Here is a 17,574-nt window from a genome sequence, read left to right on the forward strand (position 1 = left end):
TTGGGCGGCGCGCGCCCTCGGCGGGTCCCTCGGCGTCGTTCCGGCCCACCATGGGGGGGGGGGGGGGGGGGGGGGGGGGGGGGGGGGGGGGGGGCCCCCCCCCCCCCCCCCCCCCGGCCCGTTCCCGTTTCCGTTCCCCGCCGCGGCGGGCCCGGCGGCCGCCCGCCGGAGCCCCGCCGCGCCCCCGTCGAGAGGGTTGCCGTACCGATGACCGCACCGGTGTTCGTCGTCGAGGACCTGGCGGGCGCCGCCCCCGGCGCCACCGTCCGCCTCGACGGCCCCGAGGGGCGGCACGCCGCCGCCGTCAAGCGCCTGGAGCCCGGCGAGGCCGTCACCCTCACCGACGGCCGGGGCCGCGGCGCGGACGGCACCGTCGCCGCCGTGCACGGCAAGGACGCGCTGGACGTGCTGGTCGCCGCCGTCCGGGAGGAGCCGGAGCCGGTGCCGCGGATCACCGTGGTGCAGGCGCTGCCCAAGGGCGACCGGGGCGAGCTCGCGGTCGAGACGATGACCGAGGCCGGCGTCGACGCGATCGTGCCCTGGGCTGCCTCCCGCTGCATCACCCAGTGGAAGGGCGAGCGCGGCGCCAAGGCGCTCGCCAAGTGGCGGTCCACCGCGCGGGAGGCCGGCAAGCAGTCCCGGCGGCTGCGCTTCCCCGAGGTCCACGACCCGGTGACGACCCGTCAACTGCTGCCGCTGCTGGCCGCCGCCGAGTTCGCCGCCGTGCTGCACGAGGAGGGCGCCCGGCCGCTGGCCGGTGCCGACCTGCCCGCCGCGGGCGGCATCGTACTGGTGGTCGGCCCCGAGGGCGGCGTCTCCCCGGAGGAGATCGCCGCCTTCGCCGAGGCCGGGGCCGCCCCGCACCGGCTCGGCAGCTCGGTGCTGCGCACCTCCACGGCGGGCGTCGCCGCGACCGCGCTGCTGCTCGGCCGCACCGGCCGCTGGGGCTGACCACCGGCGCCCCGGCGCGCGTCCCGTCCACCCGGAATCCCCGGCCGCGCGGCGGTCGCGCCGCCTAGGGTGGCAGGATGACGGACTCGACGCGCGGCTATCTGCGCCACCCCCATCTGCACGGCGATCTCGTGGCGTTCGCCGCCGAGGACGACGTCTGGCTGGCACCCCTGGCGGGCGGCCGGGCCTGGCGGCTGACGGCCGACCGGGCGCCGGTCGGGTCGCTGCGCTTCTCGCCGGACGGGCGGACGCTGGCCTGGACCTCGACCCGGGACGGCGCGCCCGAGGTGCACGTCGCCCCGGTCGAGGGCGGCCCGGCCCGGCGGCTGACGTACTGGGGCAGCCCGTACACGGCGCTGGCGGGCTGGACCGCCGACGGGCGGCCGGTCGCGGTCAGCGCCGCCGGCCAGGCCACCACCCGCCGGACCTGGGCGTTCGCCGTGCCGCTGGACGGCGGGGAGCCGGTCCGGCTGCCGTACGGCCCGATCGGGTCACTGGCCTTCGAGCCCGTCCCGGAGGGCGCCGTCGGCGGCCGGGTGCTGCTCGGGACGGCGAACCGGGACGCCGCGCACTGGAAGCGCTACCGCGGCGGCCGGGCCGGGAAGCTGTGGATCGGCGCGGCCGGGTTCGAGCGCCTGCACGCCGAGCTGGACGGGCAGTTGGAGTGCCCGATGTGGGTCGGCGACCGGGTCGCCTTCCTGTCCGACCACGAGGGCGTCGGCCGGCTCTGGTCCAGCCTCCCCGACGGCTCCGACCTGCGGGCGCACGGCCCCGCCGACACCGCCTTCTACGCCCGGCAGGCGTCCACCGACGGCACCCGGGTGATCTGGCAGAGCGCCGGCGAGCTGTGGCTGCTGGACGACCTGGACGGTGCCGCGCCGCGCCGCCTCGACGTCGGCCCGGCCGGCCCGCGCACCGGCCGCCGGCCCCACCCGACGCCCGCCGCCGGGCAGGTCGAGACCGCCGCCCCCGACCGCACCGGCCGGGCCGCCGCCGTGGTGGTGCGCGGCACCGTGCACTGGGTCACCCACCGCGAGGGCCCGGCCCGGGTGTTGGACGAGACGCCCGGGGCGCGCGGCCGGACGGTCCGGGTGGTGCCCGGCGAGGACGGCGCGCAGGGCGCGGTCTGGGTCACCGACGCGGCCGGCGACGACGCGATCGAGTACGCCCCCGCGGTGCTCGGCGCCGAGCGCCGCCGCCTGGCGGCCGGGCAGCTCGGCCGGGTCCGCGAGCTGGTGGTCTCGCCGGACGGCCGGCAGCTCGCGGTGGCCTCGCACGACGGCCGGGTGCTGCTGGTGGCGCTCGGTGACGGCGCGGTCAACGAGCTGGCGCACAGCGGCGACGGCGAGGTCTCCGGGCTGGTGTTCAGCCCCGACTCGGCCTGGCTGGCCTGGTCGCACCCGGTGTTCGGCCCCTGGTCGCTGCGCCAGATCAAGCTCGCCGACCTGACCTCACGGACCGTCGGCGACGCCACCCCGCAGCGCTTCCACGACTACTCGCCGGCCTTCACCGCCGACGGCAAGCACCTGGCCTTCCTGTCGGTGCGCACCTTCGACCCGGTCTACGACCAGCACGCCTTCGACCTGTCCTTCCCCGGCGGCACCCGCCCGTTCCTGCTGACGCTGGCCGCCGACACCCCGTCGCCGTTCGGCCCGCAGCGGGCCGGGCGGCCGGCCGGCGGCGAGGAGGACGAGGCCAAGGACGGCGACAAGGGCGAGTCCGCGCCCACCACCCGGGTCGACCTGGAGGGCCTGGCCGACCGGATCGTGCCGTTCCCGGTCGAGGCCGGCCGGTTCGGCGAGCTGCACGCCGCCAAGGACGCCGTGCTGTGGACCAGGCTCCCGTTCTCCGGCGAACTCGGCGACACCGCCGCCTCGTTGGACGACGAGCCGGCCCGCACCGGGCTGGAGCGCTACGACCTGAAGAAGCGCCGGGCGGAGGAACTGCTCTCCGGCGTCGACACGTTCCACGTCTCCGGCGACGGCACCCGGCTGGCCGTGCTGGACGGCGGCACCCTGCGGATCGTGCCGTCCGAGCAGCGGGCCGGCGAGGACGAGGTCACCGACGTCGACCTGGACCGGGTCCGGGTCACCGTCGACCCGGCCGCCGAGTGGCGGCAGATGTTCGACGAGAACGGCCGCCTGATGCGCGACAACTTCTGGCGCGCCGACCTCGGCGGCGTCGACTGGGCGGGCGTGCTGGCGCGCTACCGGCCGCTGGTCGACCGGCTCGGCAGCCACTCCGACCTGGTCGACCTGCTCTGGGAGACGGTCGGCGAGCTCGGCACCTCGCACGCCTACGTCATCCCGCCCGGGCGCGGCACCGAGGCCGCCCGCCGGCAGGGCCTGCTCGGCGCCGACCTGGTCCGGGACGGCGAGGTGTGGCGGGTGGCCCGGGTGCTGCCCGGCGAGTCCTCCGACCCGCGGGCCCGCTCCCCGCTGGCCGCGCCAGGCGTGGCGATCCGCCCCGGCGACGCGATCCTCGCCGTCGACGGCCGCCCCGTCGACCCCGTCACCGGCCCCGCCCCGCTGCTGGCCGGCACCGCCGACCAGCCGGTCGAACTCACCGTCGGCGGCCGGGACGGCGGCGAGCGCCACCCCGTGGTCGTCCCGCTCGACGACGAGGAGGCGCTGCGCTACCACGACTGGGTGGCCGGGCGGCGGGCCGCCGTCCGCGAGCTGTCCGGCGGCCGGCTCGGCTACCTGCACGTCCCCGACATGCAGAGCGCCGGCTGGGCGCAGCTCCACCGCGACCTGCGGGTGGAGATGGCGCGCGAGGGCCTGGTGGTCGACCTGCGGGAGAACCGCGGCGGCCACACCTCGCAGCTGATCATCGAGAAGCTGTCGCGCCGGATCGTCGGCTGGGACCGCGGCCGCGACCTGGCCAACCCCGAGCCCTACCCCGGCGACGCCCCGCGCGGCCCCGTGGTCGCGCTCGCCAACGAGGCCTCCGGCTCCGACGGCGACATCGTCAACGCCGCGATCCGGGCCCTCGGCATCGGCCCGGTCGTCGGCACCCGCACCTGGGGCGGCGTCATCGGCATCGACAGCAAGTACGCGCTGGTCGACGGCACCGCCGTCACCCAGCCCAAGTACGCCTTCTGGCTGGAGGGTTACGGCTGGGGCGTGGAGAACCACGGCGTCGACCCGGACGTCGAGGTGCCGATCCCGCCGCAGGACTGGGCGGCCGGCCGCGACCCGCAGCTGGAGACCGCCGTCCGGCTCGCCCTGGAGTCGCTGGAGCGCACCCCCGCCAAGACCCCGCCGCCGCTCGACTGACCCGGCGCCGGGTCGCCGGGTCCGCCGCCGCCCGGCTCACCCGGCGTCAGGAACCGTTCGCCGCCGGAGAACCGGCCCCTGTCAAGAGGGCCGGTTCTCCGGACTCCCTGTTGACTGCGTCCCGTCACCGCTAGGGTGCCCGCAGTGACCGAGCGGCGAGGGGGCGACGTTGGCAGCACCGGACTTCGACGTGGACCACGAGGCGCTGGAGGAGTGCGCGAAGCGGCTCGACCGGGCCGGGGAGGACCTGGAGGCGGTGGCCGGCCGGTTCCGGGAGGCGCCGCACTTCGACCGGGACTACTTCGGCGACTACGGCGTCCCGGAGGCGGCCGCCGGGTTCTTCGCCCGCTGGCAGGACGAGCGCCGGCTCGACATCGAGGCGTTGCGCGAACTCGCCGGGAAGGTCCGGCAGAGCGCCGCCAACTACCGGGACACCGACGCGGCGGTGGCCGCCGCGGTCGGCGGCCGGCCGGGGTGAACCGCGCCCGGGGGACGGTCGGAGCCGGCTGAAGGGGAGTCAGCAGCATGTCAACACAGCGCGAACGGGTCGAGGCGCTCGGCCGCACCATCGACAGCGCGCACGGGATGTGGGGCGCCGGTGACCTGCGGGACGCCGTCGACGCGGCGATCCGGCAGCCCGGGCCGTGGGGCGTCCCCGGCGCGATCGGCTCGCTCGCCGAGGACTTCGGCTGGGCGGCCGGCCAGGTCGACCGGGTCCAGGCCGAGGTGGCGGGCGTCGCCCGGGGCGGCCTCCCGGCCTCCTGGACCGGCCGGGTCGGCGAGGCGGCCGCCGAGGCCGTCACCGCCGCCGCCCACGACCTGACCCGGACCGTCGAGGCGCACACCCGGGCCGCCCGGGTGCTCGCCGACCTCTGCGACACCCTGGCCGAGGCCCAGGCCACCCACGCCCGGGCCGGCGGCCCGCTGCGGCACGCAGCCGACCTGCTGCACGAGATCACCGGCTGGGGCGGCGTGCCGGACCCGCTCGAATGGGACGACGACAAGATGCACGAGGCCCAGGCCGAGGCCAGGTACGCCATCGGCCTGATGCTGAACGCCGCCGTCCGCGCCGAGGAGGCCGGCCACCGGGCCGCCACCGAGCTCAACCAGCTGGCCGCCCGGGCCGAGGCCGCCCGGATGACCGGCGGTGGCCTGAGCGCCGCCGACCGGCTGGTCCTCACCGACCCCGCCGCGCTCGGCGACCGCAACCGCATCCTCAGTGCCGACGACGCCGAACGGGCCGGCCGCTTCCTGGACCGGATGGACCCCGCCGACCGGGACCGGACCACCGCCCTGCTCGCCGCGGCGGCCTCCCCCACCGAGCGCGCCTACCTGACGAAGGCCCTGGCGGCCGGGCACACCGCGGACGAACTCGCCGCCTTCGACGGGCAGATCCACGGCCGCACCCCGGCCTGGCTGGACTACCACCTGCGGCCGCTGCGGCTGGACTCCGCCGACCCGCGGACCGGGGTGGAACACCGGCAGACGGTCAGCTACCTGGGCGTCAAATGGGACCAAGGCCCCGACACCTGCGTGGCGTCCTCGACCGTGATGGCCCGGGTCGCCGCCGATCCGGTCTACGCCCTGGGGCTCACCACCGGCGGCCACCCCGACGACCAGAAGTACGACAATCCGAAGGCGTTCGCCGACCGACTGCGGGCCGAGCAGAACCGGGTCTACGACGGCGGGCGCGAGTGGTACAACCACCTGCCGCTGATCGACCCCGGCGGCATGACCAACAGCGAGTCGGTCGACGTGATGAACCAGGAGGTCGGCACCCCGACCGGGGCCGACTACCGCAACGTCGCCCTCGACGACGGGAACGCCCGGCGGGACGTCCTGGTCGAGGTGGAGAAGGCCGTGGACGAGGGCAAACCCGTCCCGGTGAGCATCCGGGGCGAGGGCCAGGGCCACCAACTCATGATCATCGGACACAGCGGCGACAAGCTCCAGGTCTACAACCCGTGGGGCTACACCACCTGGGTCGGCGAGGACGACTTCGTCCACGACCGGATGGACTCCGCCCTGACCGGGCCGCCCCGGATGAACACCGCCGTCAGCGTCCGCCTCCCGAAGTGAGCACCGTGATGACCGCCCCCGACACGTACCGGACCGACGCCGAGCTCGCGGCCCTGGACGTCGCCGTCCTGCTGCGCTTCGGTCTGCCCCGGCCCGGCCCGCACCGTCGCGGCCTGTTCGGCGAGGGCGCGGTGGCCGCCGCGCTCCGGGCCGAGGCGTGCGGAACGGTGCCGCACGCCGTCGCCTACCTGGCCGAGGTGGTCCGCGCGGCGGGCCTCCGGGCGGCCGCCGAACTGCCGGAGCCGCTGGCCGGGCCGGACGCGGCCGCACTGGCCCGGGAGTGGCTGGAGACGGCCCGCTCGGTGCTCGACCCCGGGGACCTCGACGCCGGGGAACTGGTGGCGGACTGGCTCGACGCCGTCGCGCTGGTGCTCGGCGTCCGGCGGGCGGCGCGCCGCGGATGAAGAAGCGACGGATCCTGCTGGTCCTGGTGCTGCTGCCGCTGCTGACCGCACCGGTCCACCAGAAGGGACGGCTGGCGCACGGGCGGGTGTTCCCGAAGAGCGTGACGGAGATCGAGGTCCGGCCGGGTGAACTGTTCTCGCTGTACTGGCGGCTGGGCGTGGTGCCGGGGATGGACCACCGGCCGGTGCAGCCGCTGGCGGACCCGGGCGTGCTGGCCTACGTGGGGGCGGACCCGATCCCCGGCGACCCGGAGTACCTGGGCGACGGCGGCGAGCTGTACCTGGTGTTCAAGTCCAGGGGCCGCGGCACCACCGAGCTGACGGTCGTCAACTGCGCCTGGTGCGACGGCGACATCAGGGACAGCTACGGCGAACGCGACACCTACCGGATCACGGTGCGCTGATCCCTGTAGGGTCGTGCCACCAGTGACGGGCGTTCGGGCGGAGGGAGCACGGAAGATGGCCGGCGAGGCACAGGCGGACTGTGTGTTCTGCAGGATCGTGGCGGGGGAGATCCCGGCGACGGTGGTCCGGAAGTCCGAGCGCACGCTGACCTTCCGGGACATCAACCCGCAGGCCCCCACCCACCTGCTGGTGATCCCGCGGGTGCACTACCCGAACGCGGCCGAACTGGCCGCCGCCGAGCCGGAGATCGCGGCGGAGCTGCTGGTCGAGGCGGGGGAGGCGGCGCGCGGCGAGGGCCTGGCGGCGTACCGGCTGATCTTCAACACCGGGGCGGACGCCGGGCAGACGGTGTTCCACGCGCACGTGCACGTGCTGGGCGGCGAGCCGCTCACCGAGGGGCTGGTCTGACCGTTGTCGCAGCGTGAACTCGTCGTCCTGGGCACGGCCAGTCAGGTGCCGACCCGGCACCGGAACCACAACGGGTACCTGTTGCGCTGGGACGGCGAGGGGCTGCTGTTCGACCCCGGGGAGGGCACGCAGCGGCAGATGCTGCACGCGGGGGTGAGCGCCACCGGGATCACCCGGATCGCGGTGTCGCACTTCCACGGGGACCACTGCCTGGGCCTGCCGGGCGTGGTGCAGCGGATCAACCTGGACCGGGTCCCGCACCCGGTGGACGCCTACTACCCGGCGTCCGGGCAGGTGTTCTTCGACCGGCTGCGGCACGCCTCCGCGTACCACGGGAGCGCCGAGATCCGGGAGCGGCCGATCGCCGGGGACGGCCCGCTGCCGGCGCCGGGCGCGCCGTTCGCGCTGGCGGCGGCCCGGCTGTCGCACCCGGTGGAGTCGTTCGGCTACCGGCTGACCGAGCCGGACGGCTTCCGGCTGCGCCCGGAGCGGCTGCGCGAACTCGGGGTGCGCGGACCGGCGGTGGGGCGGCTGCAGCGCGAGGGCCGGATCGAGGTGGACGGGCGGACGGTGACCCTCGCCGAGGTCGGGGAGACCCGGCCGGGGCAGCGCTTCGCGTTCGTGATGGACACCCGGCTCTGCCCGGGCGTGCTCGAACTCGCCGACGGTGCCGACCTGTTGGTGATCGAGGCGACCTTCCTGGAGGCGGACGCGCAGCTCGCCGAGGAGCACGGCCACCTGACCGCCGGCCAGGCCGCCCGGGTGGCCGCCGAGGCGGGCGTCCGGCGGCTGGTGCTGACCCACTTCTCGCAGCGCTACCCGGACCTGGCGGGCCACCGGGCGGAGGCGGAGAAGTACTTCGACGGCGAGGTCGTGGTCGCCGAGGACCTGGCCAGGGTCCCCGTCCCGGCGCGCCGGTGACCCGCCCGGTGGGCCGCCGGGCGGGTCGGCGGGCGGCGGCGGGCGCACGGACGTGCGGAAAACCGTTCGCGCATCGGGCCGCCGGGGCCCACCATCGAAGCCGCCGCGCCGCTCCGGCGGACACCCGCGCGGCGTACGCTGGTGACCCGGAGAGCCCGAGCCACACGACACGACGGATGGGGATGAGGCAGGCCGCAGCGCCGACCCATGACTGACACACCGCAGACCCGCACCGACGGACGGCGGCGCCCGGACGAGGCGTCCGCCAGCACCCGGATCGTCATTCCGGAGAAGCACCCGATGGTCACCCTGCTGGGTGCGGCCGACTCGCTCCTGCGAGTGATCGAGGACGGCTTCCCGGGCGCCGACATCCACGTCCGCGGAAACGAGGTGACGGCCACCGGCTCTCCGGCCGAGGTCGCGCTCGTCAAGCAGCTCTTCACCGAGATGATGCTGGTGCTGCGCACCGGCCAACCCCTGACGGAGGACGCCGTGGAGCGTTCCATCAGCATGCTCAGGAACGCCGCCGAGGACCCGGCCCACCCGGCCCCGTCCGAGGTGTTCACGGCGAACATCCTGTCCAACCGGGGCCGCACGATCCGCCCCAAGACGCTGAACCAGCAGCGGTACGTCGACGCGATCGACAAGCACACCATCGTGTTCGGCCTCGGCCCGGCCGGCACCGGCAAGACCTACCTGGCGATGGCCAAGGCCGTGCAGGCGCTGCAGGCCAAGGAGGTCAACCGGATCATCCTGACCCGGCCGGCCGTCGAGGCCGGGGAGCGGCTGGGCTTCCTGCCCGGCACCCTGTTCGAGAAGATCGACCCGTACCTGCGCCCGCTGTACGACGCGCTGCACGACATGATGGACCCGGACTCGATCCCGCGGCTGATGGCGGCGGGCACCATCGAGGTCGCCCCGCTGGCGTACATGCGCGGCCGCACCCTGAACGACGCCTTCATCATCCTGGACGAGGCGCAGAACACCTCGCCCGAGCAGATGAAGATGTTCCTGACCCGCCTCGGCTTCAACTCCCGGGTGGTGGTCACCGGCGACACCAGCCAGATCGACCTGCCGAACGGCACCCGGTCCGGTCTCAAGGTGGTCCAGGAGATCCTGGCCGACGTCCCCGACATCCACTTCTCGGTGCTGACCAGCACCGACGTGGTCCGGCACAAGCTGGTCGGCCGGATCGTCGACGCCTACGAGCGCTGGGACGCCCGGCAGGAGGCCGAGGAGTCCGGCGACCGCAAACCCGTCCAACGGCGGGGCGCCCGGGCGCCCCGGCAGTCCCATCGCACCGAAAGCTGAGTAACCAGCCCGCCATGTCGATCGACATCGCCAACGAGTCCGGGTGGGACGTCGACGAGGAGTCCATCCTCGACGTCGCCCGCTACGCCCTCGACCAGATGCGGATTCACCCGCAGTCCGAGCTCTCCGTGATCCTCTACGACAGCGAGTCGATGGCGGAGCTGCACGTCCAGTGGATGGACCTGCCCGGTCCGACCGACGTGATGTCCTTCCCGATGGACGAGCTGCGTCCCGGCAAGGAGGGCGAGGACCTGCCGGAGGGCCTGCTCGGCGACATCGTGCTCTGCCCCGAGGTGGCGAAGGAACAGGGACTGGCCGCCCCGACCAAGCACTCGATGGACGAGGAGCTGCAGCTGCTCACCGTCCACGGGGTGCTGCACGTGCTCGGCTACGACCACGAGGAACCCGACGAGGAGCGCGAGATGTTCGCGCTGCAGAAGCGCATCCTGGACGACTGGCGGGCCGGCCGCGGCCTGTCCGGCCTGTCGCCCGCGCCGACCGTCCACTGAGGGCCGGCCCGCTGTGAGTGGTGAGAGTACGAGCTTCCTGATCGGGGCGCTCCTGCTGGTGGTGCTCGGCTGGCTGGCCGCGTGCGCCGAGGCGGGCATCTCCCGGATGTCCCGGTTCCGCGCGGAGGAGGCGGTCCGGTCGGGCCGGCGCGGCTCCGACCGGCTGCTGACCCTGGCCTCCGACAGCATCCGCTACCTGAACCTGGCGACGCTGATCCGGGTGGCCTGCGAGATGGCGGCCGCGGTGCTGGTCACCGTGGTGTGCGTGCGCGGCTTCCAGCAGACCTGGCAGGCCGTGCTGGTGGCGTTCGGCGTGATGGTGCTGGTGTCCTTCGTCGCGGTCGGGGTCTCCCCGCGCACGATCGGCCGCCAGCACCCGCTGAGCACCGTCACCGCGGCGTCCTACGTGCTGCTGCCGCTGGCCCGGATCCTCGGGCCGATCCCGAAGCTGCTGATCCTGCTGGGCAACGCGCTGACGCCCGGCAAGGGCTACCGGGAGGGGCCGTTCGCCTCCGAGGCGGAGCTGCGGGCGCTGGTCGACCTGGCCGAGCAGGACGACCTGATCGAGGACGAGGAGCGCCGGATGGTGCACTCGGTCTTCGAGCTGGGCGACACCATCGTCCGCGAGGTGATGGTGCCGCGCACCGACCTGGTGATGATCGAGCGGCACAAGACCGTCCGGCAGACCCTGACGCTGGCGCTGCGCTCCGGGTTCTCCCGGATCCCGGTGGTCGGCGACAACGAGGACGACGTGGTCGGCATCGTCTACCTGAAGGACCTGGTCCGGCGCACCCACGTCAACCGGGAGTCGGAGTCCGAGCAGGTGGACTCGGTGATGCGCCCGGCGGTGTTCGTGCCGGACTCCAAGCCGGCCGCGGACCTGCTGCGCGAGATGCAGCAGATGCGCTCGCACGTGGCGATCGTGATCGACGAGTACGGCGGCACCGCCGGACTGGTCACCATCGAGGACATCCTGGAGGAGATCGTCGGCGAGATCACCGACGAGTACGACCGGGAGATCGCGCCGGTCGAGGACCTCGGCGACGGCACCTACCGGATCACCGCCCGGCTGACCGTGGAGGACCTCGGCGAGCTGTTCGGGATCGAGCTGGACGACGAGGACGTGGAGACCGTGGGCGGGCTGCTGGCCAAGTGCCTCGGCCGGGTGCCGATCCCGGGCTCCTCCTGCGAGGTGCCGGTGCCGGAGGGCAGCGGCCTGGCCGCGATCCGGCTGACCGCGGAGAGCTCGGCGGGCCGCCGCAACCGGATCGGCACCGTGGTGGCCGCGCCGGTCCGGGTCGACGAGGAGGCCGAGGAGCCGGCCGAGGAGCACGCCGCCCCCTGAGCCGGGGGCGACCCCGCGGACCCGACGGGCCCTTGGCCGGGCCGTCCCAACCGGTGTGCCGGTTCGGACGGTTCGGCCGGGGGCCCGTTTGCGGTGCCGCCGGTCGGGCGCGCACGGTGGAAGACATGGCACATCTACTGCGCGCGGAATACGGCCCCGACGGGCCGGCCGGCGGGGTGGCCAGGTGGCACGTGGTGCGTGGCACCGACCCTTCGCACGGCATGTGCGGCGCCGAGATCGGCTCGGACGCCGAGAGCAGGCCGGAGGAGGCCTGGGGCACCGGGCTGCACTGCTGCCAGCAGTGCGGGTCGCTGTACCTGCACGAGGTGCCGTTCCTCCGCTCCGACCACGCGGGGAGGACCTGATGAGACTGCACGACGAGCTCCCGGTCGACCACCGGCTGGGCACGGTGTACCGGTACGGCGCGGGCCTGGGCGGCCTGTTCCTGGTGGTGTTCGGCGTCCTCGGGCTGACCGGCGCCCACCCGGGCTTCCTGGACACCGAGGGCAAGGAGGTGCTGGGCCTGTCCAGCAACGGCGCGCTCAGCGTGCTGTCGCTGGTGGCCGGCGCGGTCCTGGTCCTGGGCGCGGTGCTCGGCGGCAACACCGCCTCGACCATCAACATGGTGCTGGGCCTGCTGTTCGTGCTGGCCGGTTTCGTCGGCCTGGCGGTGCTGGACTCCGGCGCGAACCGACTCGCCTTCCACATCTCCAACGTGATCTTCAGCTTCGTGTTCGGCTTCGTGATCCTGACCTTCGGCATGTACGGCCGGGTCAGCGGCCACCTGCCGCACGACAACCCGTACTGGAGGCAGCGGCACGCGAAGGCGGCCGACCACCCCAGCGGCCCGCCCGCGCTGGTGAAGGTGCTCCGGCCCGGTCCGCCGAATCCGACCGGGCACTGACCGGGGCGCCGTAGAGTGGGGGCACCGAGGCCCGACGGACCGTCAGATCCGCCGGGCCGCGCGCTGCTCAAGGACTGAACCGGCGGGAGTCCTCGGCGGCGCGCCCGCCTATGCTCGGGCCATGACCGAGATTCCCGAGCTGGACCCCGAGGACAAGAAGATCGTCACACTGGCCCGCTCGGCCCGCGCCCGCAACGGCGTGGCCGAGGGGGCCGCGGTGCGCGACGAGACCGGCCGCACCTACGTGGCGGGCACCGTGGAGCTGGCGTCGCTGCGGCTGAGCGCGCTGCGGACGGCGGTGGCGATGGCGGTGGCCAGCGGGGCGAAGGGCCTGGAGGCAGCCGCGGTGGTGTCGGCGGCGCAGGCGCCGGACCCGGCCGACCTGGCGGCGGTCCGGGACCTGGGCGGCGCCGGGACGCCGGTGCTGCTGGCGGGGCCCGACGGCGTGGTGACGCTGGTGGCCGCGGCGGAGTGAGGCCGGGCGCCGCGGCGGGGCGGGACCGGAGGCAGTGGTGGGGCCGGGGGCCTGTTGTTCGGGCCCCGTCCCGCGGCCGGTCGGTGCGATAATCGCACCGACCGGGAGGGCCCTCCCGGCGGGGGAGGGGACATGGGCGTCGCGGCGTTCTTCTGCGGACTGCTGCTCTGCGTGATGGGCTTCGGCCGCTGGCACGAGACCGGCTCCCCCTGGTGGCTGGCCGGCACCCTGGTCCTGCTGGCGCTGATCCTGGTCGGCGCGATCACGGGCGGCGGGAAGAAGACCGGCTGAACGCCCCGTGGCGGGGGCGGCCCCGCCGATCGGCGACAATGGGTGCCATGAATGCCCCTTCCTCCCCGTACCGCTCCGGGTTCGCGTGCTTCGTCGGCCGTCCCAACGCGGGCAAGTCGACCCTGACCAACGCGCTGGTCGGGACGAAGGTCGCGATCACCTCCGACCGCCCGCAGACCACCCGCCACACCGTGCGCGGCATCGTGCACCGGCCCGACGCCCAGCTGGTGCTGGTGGACACGCCCGGCCTGCACAAGCCCCGCACGCTGCTCGGCGAGCGGCTCAACGACCTGGTCCGCAGCACCTGGGCCGAGGTCGACGTGATCGGCTTCTGCCTGCCCGCCGACCAGAAGCTCGGCCCCGGCGACAAGTTCATCGCCAAGGAGCTCGCCGGGATCAAGAAGTCCGTCCCCAAGGTGGCGCTGGTCACCAAGACCGACCTGGTGGACTCCAAGCGGCTCGCCGAGCAGCTGATCGCCGTCCAGCAGCTCGGCGCCGAGCTCGGCATCGAGTGGGCCGAGATCATCCCGGTCTCCGCGGTCGGGGACAGCCAGGTCACCCTGGTCGCCGACCTGCTGACCAGGCTGCTGCCCGAGGGCATGCCGCTCTACCCGGACGGCGACCTCACCGACGAGCCCGAGCAGATCATGGTCGCCGAGCTGATCCGGGAGGCCGCGCTGGAGGGCGTCCGGGACGAGCTGCCGCACTCGCTGGCCGTGGTGGTCGAGGAGATGATCCCGCGCGAGGACCGGCCCGCCGACCGTCCGCTGCTGGACATCCACGCCAACGTGTACATCGAGCGGCAGAGCCAGAAGGCCATCGTGATCGGCGCCAAGGGCGCCCGGCTCAAGCACGTCGGCACCACCGCCCGCAAGCAGATCGAGGCGCTCCTCGGCACGCCCGTCTACCTCGACCTGCACGTCAAGGTGGCCAAGGACTGGCAGCGCGACCCCAAGCAGCTGCGTAAGCTCGGCTTCTGACGCCCCGTCGGGGCGGGGGAGGGGCGGGGCCGTGGAACTGCACACCCACACCTGGGGCGGGGGCGGGCGCACCGCCCTGCTGGTGCACGGACTGCAGTCCGACCACCGGACCTGGCGGGTGATCGGCCCCGCGCTCGCCGAGCGCGGCTACCGGGTGCTGGCCGTGGACCTGCGCGGCCACGGTGCCTCCCCGCGCGGCACCGGGGCCGGCCCCGCCGAGCGGTACGGGCCCGAGCAGTTCGCCGCCGACCTGGCCGACACCCTGCCCGCCGGTGCGGACCTGGCGATCGGCCACTCGCTCGGCGGGCTGGCCCTGCGGCTGGCCGTCGACCGGCTGGCCCCCGCCCGCGCGGTCTACAGCGACCCCGCCTTCGTCTTCGACCGCCCCGGGGCCGGACCGGAGCCCTTCCTGGCCTTCCAGCGGCTCGCCACCCGCACGTTCGTCGCCGCGATGCGCCCCGAGTGGTCCGCGGCGGACGTGGACGCCGAACTCGCCGCCCTCGCCGCCTGGGACGGCGACACCGCGACCGGCCTGTGGGCCCACCCCGGGCACTCCGGGCTGCCGGCCGCCCCCGCCGTCCCCTCGCTGGTCCAGCTCGCCGACCCGAGCCAGCTGGTGAGGCCCGAGGAGGCCGCCGAACTGCGCCGCCGCGGCTACGCGGTGCGCACCGTGCCGGGCGCCGGGCACTGCATCCACCGGGACGACCCGGCCGGCTTCCTGGCCTCGCTGGACGGCTGGATCTGAATTCCCTCGGGCCGTCTTTGAGTTGACGGTGCGTCAGGCTCCTTCGCGGAGCACCAGGCCGACCAGTTCGCGCTGCGAGTCGGTGAGCTTCGGGTCGGCGCAGTGCACCGTCCGGCCGTCCACCGTGATCTCGTAGTGGAAGCCGTCCGGGACGCCGTAGGCGGGCGCGCGCAGCCCGCCCGCCATCGCCTCCCGGGCCAGCGCGTGCACGTGCGGGGCGTCCGGGCGCTCCGAGGTGTCCATCTCGGCATACCGGAGCAGGCCGGCGAACCCGCCGGTGCGGGTGACCTGGATACGCATGGCTGCCAGTGTGCTACGCGGCGAGCCGGTCCGTCGCGGCTTTTCACCAACTCCCCGTGCCCGGGCCGTCTCACTGGGTGGGATCGTGGCGGGCCGCACTGCGTCCGCCCCGTCGCTCTTGTTACAGTGGGCGACATCATGCGTATCCGGCTGCTCCTTCTTAGCTGCCGCGGCGAGGGCCTGTAGTCCAGAGAAGGCCGGCCCCCTCGCCGCGGGGAGTCGTGTTGCGCCCAGTGTGATCTTTCGCGGCGCATTCAGTCGGCCGAGTCGGGTGTCCTGTTGCTCCCCGACCGCAGACCGCCTTCGACAACGGAAGCCGAGAGCCCCACCATGACCGAACAGTCCTCCGTCGCCCGCGCGTTCGTCGACCGCCCCACCCCGATCACCGCCGCCACCGTGCAGCAGAAGCCCTCGGGGATGCCGTTCCAGCGGTACGTACCCTTCGGCACCGTCGACCTGCCGGACCGCACCTGGCCGAACAAGGTCATCACCCGGGCCCCGCGCTGGCTCTCCACCGACCTGCGGGACGGCAACCAGGCGCTGATCGACCCGATGTCGCCGGCCCGCAAGCGCAAGATGTTCGACCTGCTGGTGAAGCTGGGCTACAAGGAGATCGAGGTCGGCTTCCCCTCCTCCGGCGCCACCGACTTCCACTTCGTCCGCTCGCTGATCGACGAGGGCGCGATCCCCGAGGACGTCACCATCTCGGTGCTGACCCAGGCCCGCGAGGACCTGATCGAGCGCACCGTCGAGTCGCTGATGGGCGCGCCGCGCGCCACCGTGCACCTGTACAACGCCACCTCGCCGCTGTTCCGCCGGGTGGTGTTCAAGGCGAGCCGGGACGAGATCAAGGCCATCGCGGTGGACGGCACCCGCCTGGTGATGGAGTACGCCGAGAAGATCCTGGGCGACGACACCGTCTTCGGCTACGAGTACTCGCCGGAGATCTTCATCGACACCGAGCTGGACTTCGCGCTGGAGGTCTGCGAGGCGGTGATGGACGTCTGGCAGCCCGGCGAGGGCCGCGAGATCATCCTGAACCTGCCGACCACCGTCGAGCGCTCCACCCCGAACGTCTACGCCGACAAGATCGAGTGGATGTCGCGGAACCTGTCCCGCCGCGAGTTCGTCTGCCTGTCCACCCACCCGCACAACGACCGCGGCACGGGCGTGGCCTCCGCCGAGCTGGCCGTGATGGCCGGCGCCGACCGGGTCGAGGGCTGCCTGTTCGGCCAGGGCGAGCGCACCGGCAACCTGGACCTGGTCAACGTCGGGATGAACCTGTTCTCGCAGGGCGTCGACCCGATGATCGACTTCTCCGACATCGACGAGATCCGCCGCACCGCCGAGTACTGCAACCAGATGCCGGTCGCCGAGCGCCACCCCTACGCGGGCGACCTGGTCTTCACCTCCTTCTCCGGCTCCCACCAGGACGCCATCAAGAAGGGCTTCGACGCGCTGGAGGCCGACGCGGCCGCCGCGGGCGTCCCGGTCGGCGAGTACACCTGGGGCGTGCCCTACCTGCCGATCGACCCCAAGGACGTCGGCCGCAGCTACGAGGCCGTGATCCGGGTCAACTCGCAGTCCGGCAAGGGCGGCATCGCCTACGTGCTGAAGAACGACCACAAGCTGGACCTGCCGCGCCGGATGCAGATCGAGTTCTCGAAGATCATCCAGGCCAAGACCGACGCCGAGGGCGGCGAGGTCACCCCCGGCGACATCTGGGCGGTCTTCCAGGACGAGTACCTGCCGACCCCGGACAACCCGTGGGGCCGGATCTCGCTGAGCGGCTCGCGCAGCCTGACCACCGAGGACGGCCGCGACGCGCTGACCACCGAGGCGGTCGTCGACGGCACCCCCGTCACGCTGACCGGCACCGGCAACGGCCCGGTCTCCGCCTTCGTCAGCGCGCTGGCCTCGATCGGCGTCGACGTCCGGGTCCTGGACTACGCCGAGCACGCGCTCAGCGAGGGCGGCGACGCGCAGGCCGCCGCGTACGTCGAGTGCGCCGTCGGCGACAAGGTGCTGTGGGGCGTGGGCATCGACGCCAACACCGTGCTGGCCTCGCTGAAGGCCCTGGTCAGTGCCGTCAACCGGGCCGCGCAGCGCGGCTGATCGGCTCCGCCCCGCCGTGGAGGGGGTCCGCCCGCGGGCGGACCCCCTCCAGGCGTTTCGGCACCACCCTTGCCGGGGGCGGTGATTGACGGTGCGTCAGCTCCGCTCCGGGCCGCGTGCGGTGGCCTGCCCGGGACCGCGTGCGGTGGCCGT

The 17,574-nt window shown here is 74.2% G+C and carries 19 protein-coding genes; 18 read left to right on the forward strand and 1 reads right to left on the reverse strand.

Annotation, left to right across the window (positions count from 1 at the left end; all coding sequences use genetic code 11):
• Window positions 1-207: 207 nt before the first annotated feature.
• The 17 genes from ACIOHG_RS28580 to ACIOHG_RS28660 all read left to right on the forward strand — a co-directional run bounded on the left by ACIOHG_RS28580 (window position 208) and on the right by ACIOHG_RS28660 (window position 15,006).
• Window positions 208-951 (forward strand): 16S rRNA (uracil(1498)-N(3))-methyltransferase, encoded by a 744-nt coding sequence (locus tag ACIOHG_RS28580; protein WP_400954672.1) that lies wholly within the window; start codon window positions 208-210, stop codon window positions 949-951.
• Between the two features lie 77 nt (window positions 952-1,028).
• Window positions 1,029-4,229 carry a PDZ domain-containing protein gene (locus ACIOHG_RS28585; protein WP_400954674.1) on the forward strand — a complete coding sequence of 1,067 codons (3,201 nt, stop codon included), beginning with the start codon at window positions 1,029-1,031 and terminating at the stop codon, window positions 4,227-4,229.
• Window positions 4,230-4,398: 169 nt separating this feature from the next.
• Window positions 4,399-4,707, forward strand: coding sequence for a type VII secretion target (locus tag ACIOHG_RS28590; RefSeq protein ID WP_400954675.1), 309 nt, complete (start codon window positions 4,399-4,401; stop codon window positions 4,705-4,707).
• A gap of 47 nt (window positions 4,708-4,754) precedes the next feature.
• Window positions 4,755-6,308: a peptidoglycan-binding protein gene (locus tag ACIOHG_RS28595; RefSeq protein ID WP_400954677.1), complete on the forward strand. Its 1,554-nt coding sequence runs from the start codon at window positions 4,755-4,757 to the stop codon at window positions 6,306-6,308.
• The gene (locus tag ACIOHG_RS28600; protein WP_400954678.1) at window positions 6,305-6,712 is read left to right on the forward strand and encodes a hypothetical protein; all 408 of its coding nucleotides are present in this window, start codon (window positions 6,305-6,307) and stop codon (window positions 6,710-6,712) included. The genes ACIOHG_RS28595 and ACIOHG_RS28600 overlap by 4 nt, the downstream gene beginning before the upstream one ends.
• Complete coding sequence (locus ACIOHG_RS28605) at window positions 6,709-7,116, forward strand: hypothetical protein (RefSeq protein WP_400954679.1); 408 nt, start codon at window positions 6,709-6,711, stop codon at window positions 7,114-7,116. The genes ACIOHG_RS28600 and ACIOHG_RS28605 overlap by 4 nt, the downstream gene beginning before the upstream one ends.
• A gap of 55 nt (window positions 7,117-7,171) precedes the next feature.
• Window positions 7,172-7,525: a histidine triad nucleotide-binding protein gene (locus ACIOHG_RS28610; protein ID WP_400954680.1), complete on the forward strand. Its 354-nt coding sequence runs from the start codon at window positions 7,172-7,174 to the stop codon at window positions 7,523-7,525.
• A 3-nt stretch (window positions 7,526-7,528) separates the two neighbouring features.
• Entirely contained in the window at window positions 7,529-8,446 is a 918-nt protein-coding gene (locus tag ACIOHG_RS28615; RefSeq protein WP_400954681.1) for a ribonuclease Z, read from the forward strand.
• A gap of 207 nt (window positions 8,447-8,653) precedes the next feature.
• Window positions 8,654-9,757, forward strand: coding sequence for a PhoH family protein (locus tag ACIOHG_RS28620; protein ID WP_400954682.1), 1,104 nt, complete (start codon window positions 8,654-8,656; stop codon window positions 9,755-9,757).
• Window positions 9,758-9,771: 14 nt separating this feature from the next.
• Window positions 9,772-10,266 carry an rRNA maturation RNase YbeY gene (gene ybeY, locus ACIOHG_RS28625; protein ID WP_100836093.1) on the forward strand — a complete coding sequence of 165 codons (495 nt, stop codon included), beginning with the start codon at window positions 9,772-9,774 and terminating at the stop codon, window positions 10,264-10,266.
• Window positions 10,267-10,279: 13 nt separating this feature from the next.
• Window positions 10,280-11,611 (forward strand): hemolysin family protein, encoded by a 1,332-nt coding sequence (locus ACIOHG_RS28630; RefSeq protein WP_400954683.1) that lies wholly within the window; start codon window positions 10,280-10,282, stop codon window positions 11,609-11,611.
• Between the two features lie 125 nt (window positions 11,612-11,736).
• Window positions 11,737-11,976 (forward strand): hypothetical protein, encoded by a 240-nt coding sequence (locus ACIOHG_RS28635; protein ID WP_400954685.1) that lies wholly within the window; start codon window positions 11,737-11,739, stop codon window positions 11,974-11,976.
• Entirely contained in the window at window positions 11,976-12,515 is a 540-nt protein-coding gene (locus ACIOHG_RS28640; protein WP_400954686.1) for a DUF4383 domain-containing protein, read from the forward strand. Before ACIOHG_RS28635 ends, ACIOHG_RS28640 begins: the two co-directional genes overlap by 1 nt.
• Window positions 12,516-12,636: 121 nt before the next feature.
• Window positions 12,637-12,990: a cytidine deaminase gene (locus ACIOHG_RS28645; protein WP_400954688.1), complete on the forward strand. Its 354-nt coding sequence runs from the start codon at window positions 12,637-12,639 to the stop codon at window positions 12,988-12,990.
• Between the two features lie 132 nt (window positions 12,991-13,122).
• Entirely contained in the window at window positions 13,123-13,281 is a 159-nt protein-coding gene (locus ACIOHG_RS28650; protein ID WP_400954689.1) for a hypothetical protein, read from the forward strand.
• Window positions 13,282-13,328: 47 nt separating this feature from the next.
• The gene (gene era / locus ACIOHG_RS28655; RefSeq protein WP_400954690.1) at window positions 13,329-14,261 is read left to right on the forward strand and encodes a GTPase Era; all 933 of its coding nucleotides are present in this window, start codon (window positions 13,329-13,331) and stop codon (window positions 14,259-14,261) included.
• Window positions 14,262-14,343: 82 nt separating this feature from the next.
• On the forward strand, window positions 14,344-15,006 hold the full coding sequence (locus ACIOHG_RS28660) for an alpha/beta fold hydrolase (protein ID WP_400954739.1): 663 nt from the start codon (window positions 14,344-14,346) through the stop codon (window positions 15,004-15,006).
• A 33-nt stretch (window positions 15,007-15,039) separates the two neighbouring features.
• On the opposite strand, the gene ACIOHG_RS28665 is transcribed toward ACIOHG_RS28660, so the two are convergent.
• Window positions 15,040-15,306, reverse strand: a complete 267-nt coding sequence (locus ACIOHG_RS28665) for a protealysin inhibitor emfourin (protein WP_400954691.1) — start codon at window positions 15,304-15,306, stop codon at window positions 15,040-15,042.
• A gap of 330 nt (window positions 15,307-15,636) precedes the next feature.
• Here ACIOHG_RS28665 and leuA point away from each other — a divergent pair, with 330 nt between their 5' ends.
• Complete coding sequence (leuA, locus tag ACIOHG_RS28670; RefSeq protein ID WP_400954692.1) at window positions 15,637-17,421, forward strand: 2-isopropylmalate synthase; 1,785 nt, start codon at window positions 15,637-15,639, stop codon at window positions 17,419-17,421.
• Window positions 17,422-17,574 lie beyond the last annotated feature (153 nt).

This window comes from Kitasatospora sp. NPDC088134 (assembly GCF_044741705.1).
Taxonomy (GTDB): Bacteria; Actinomycetota; Actinomycetes; order Streptomycetales; family Streptomycetaceae; genus Kitasatospora.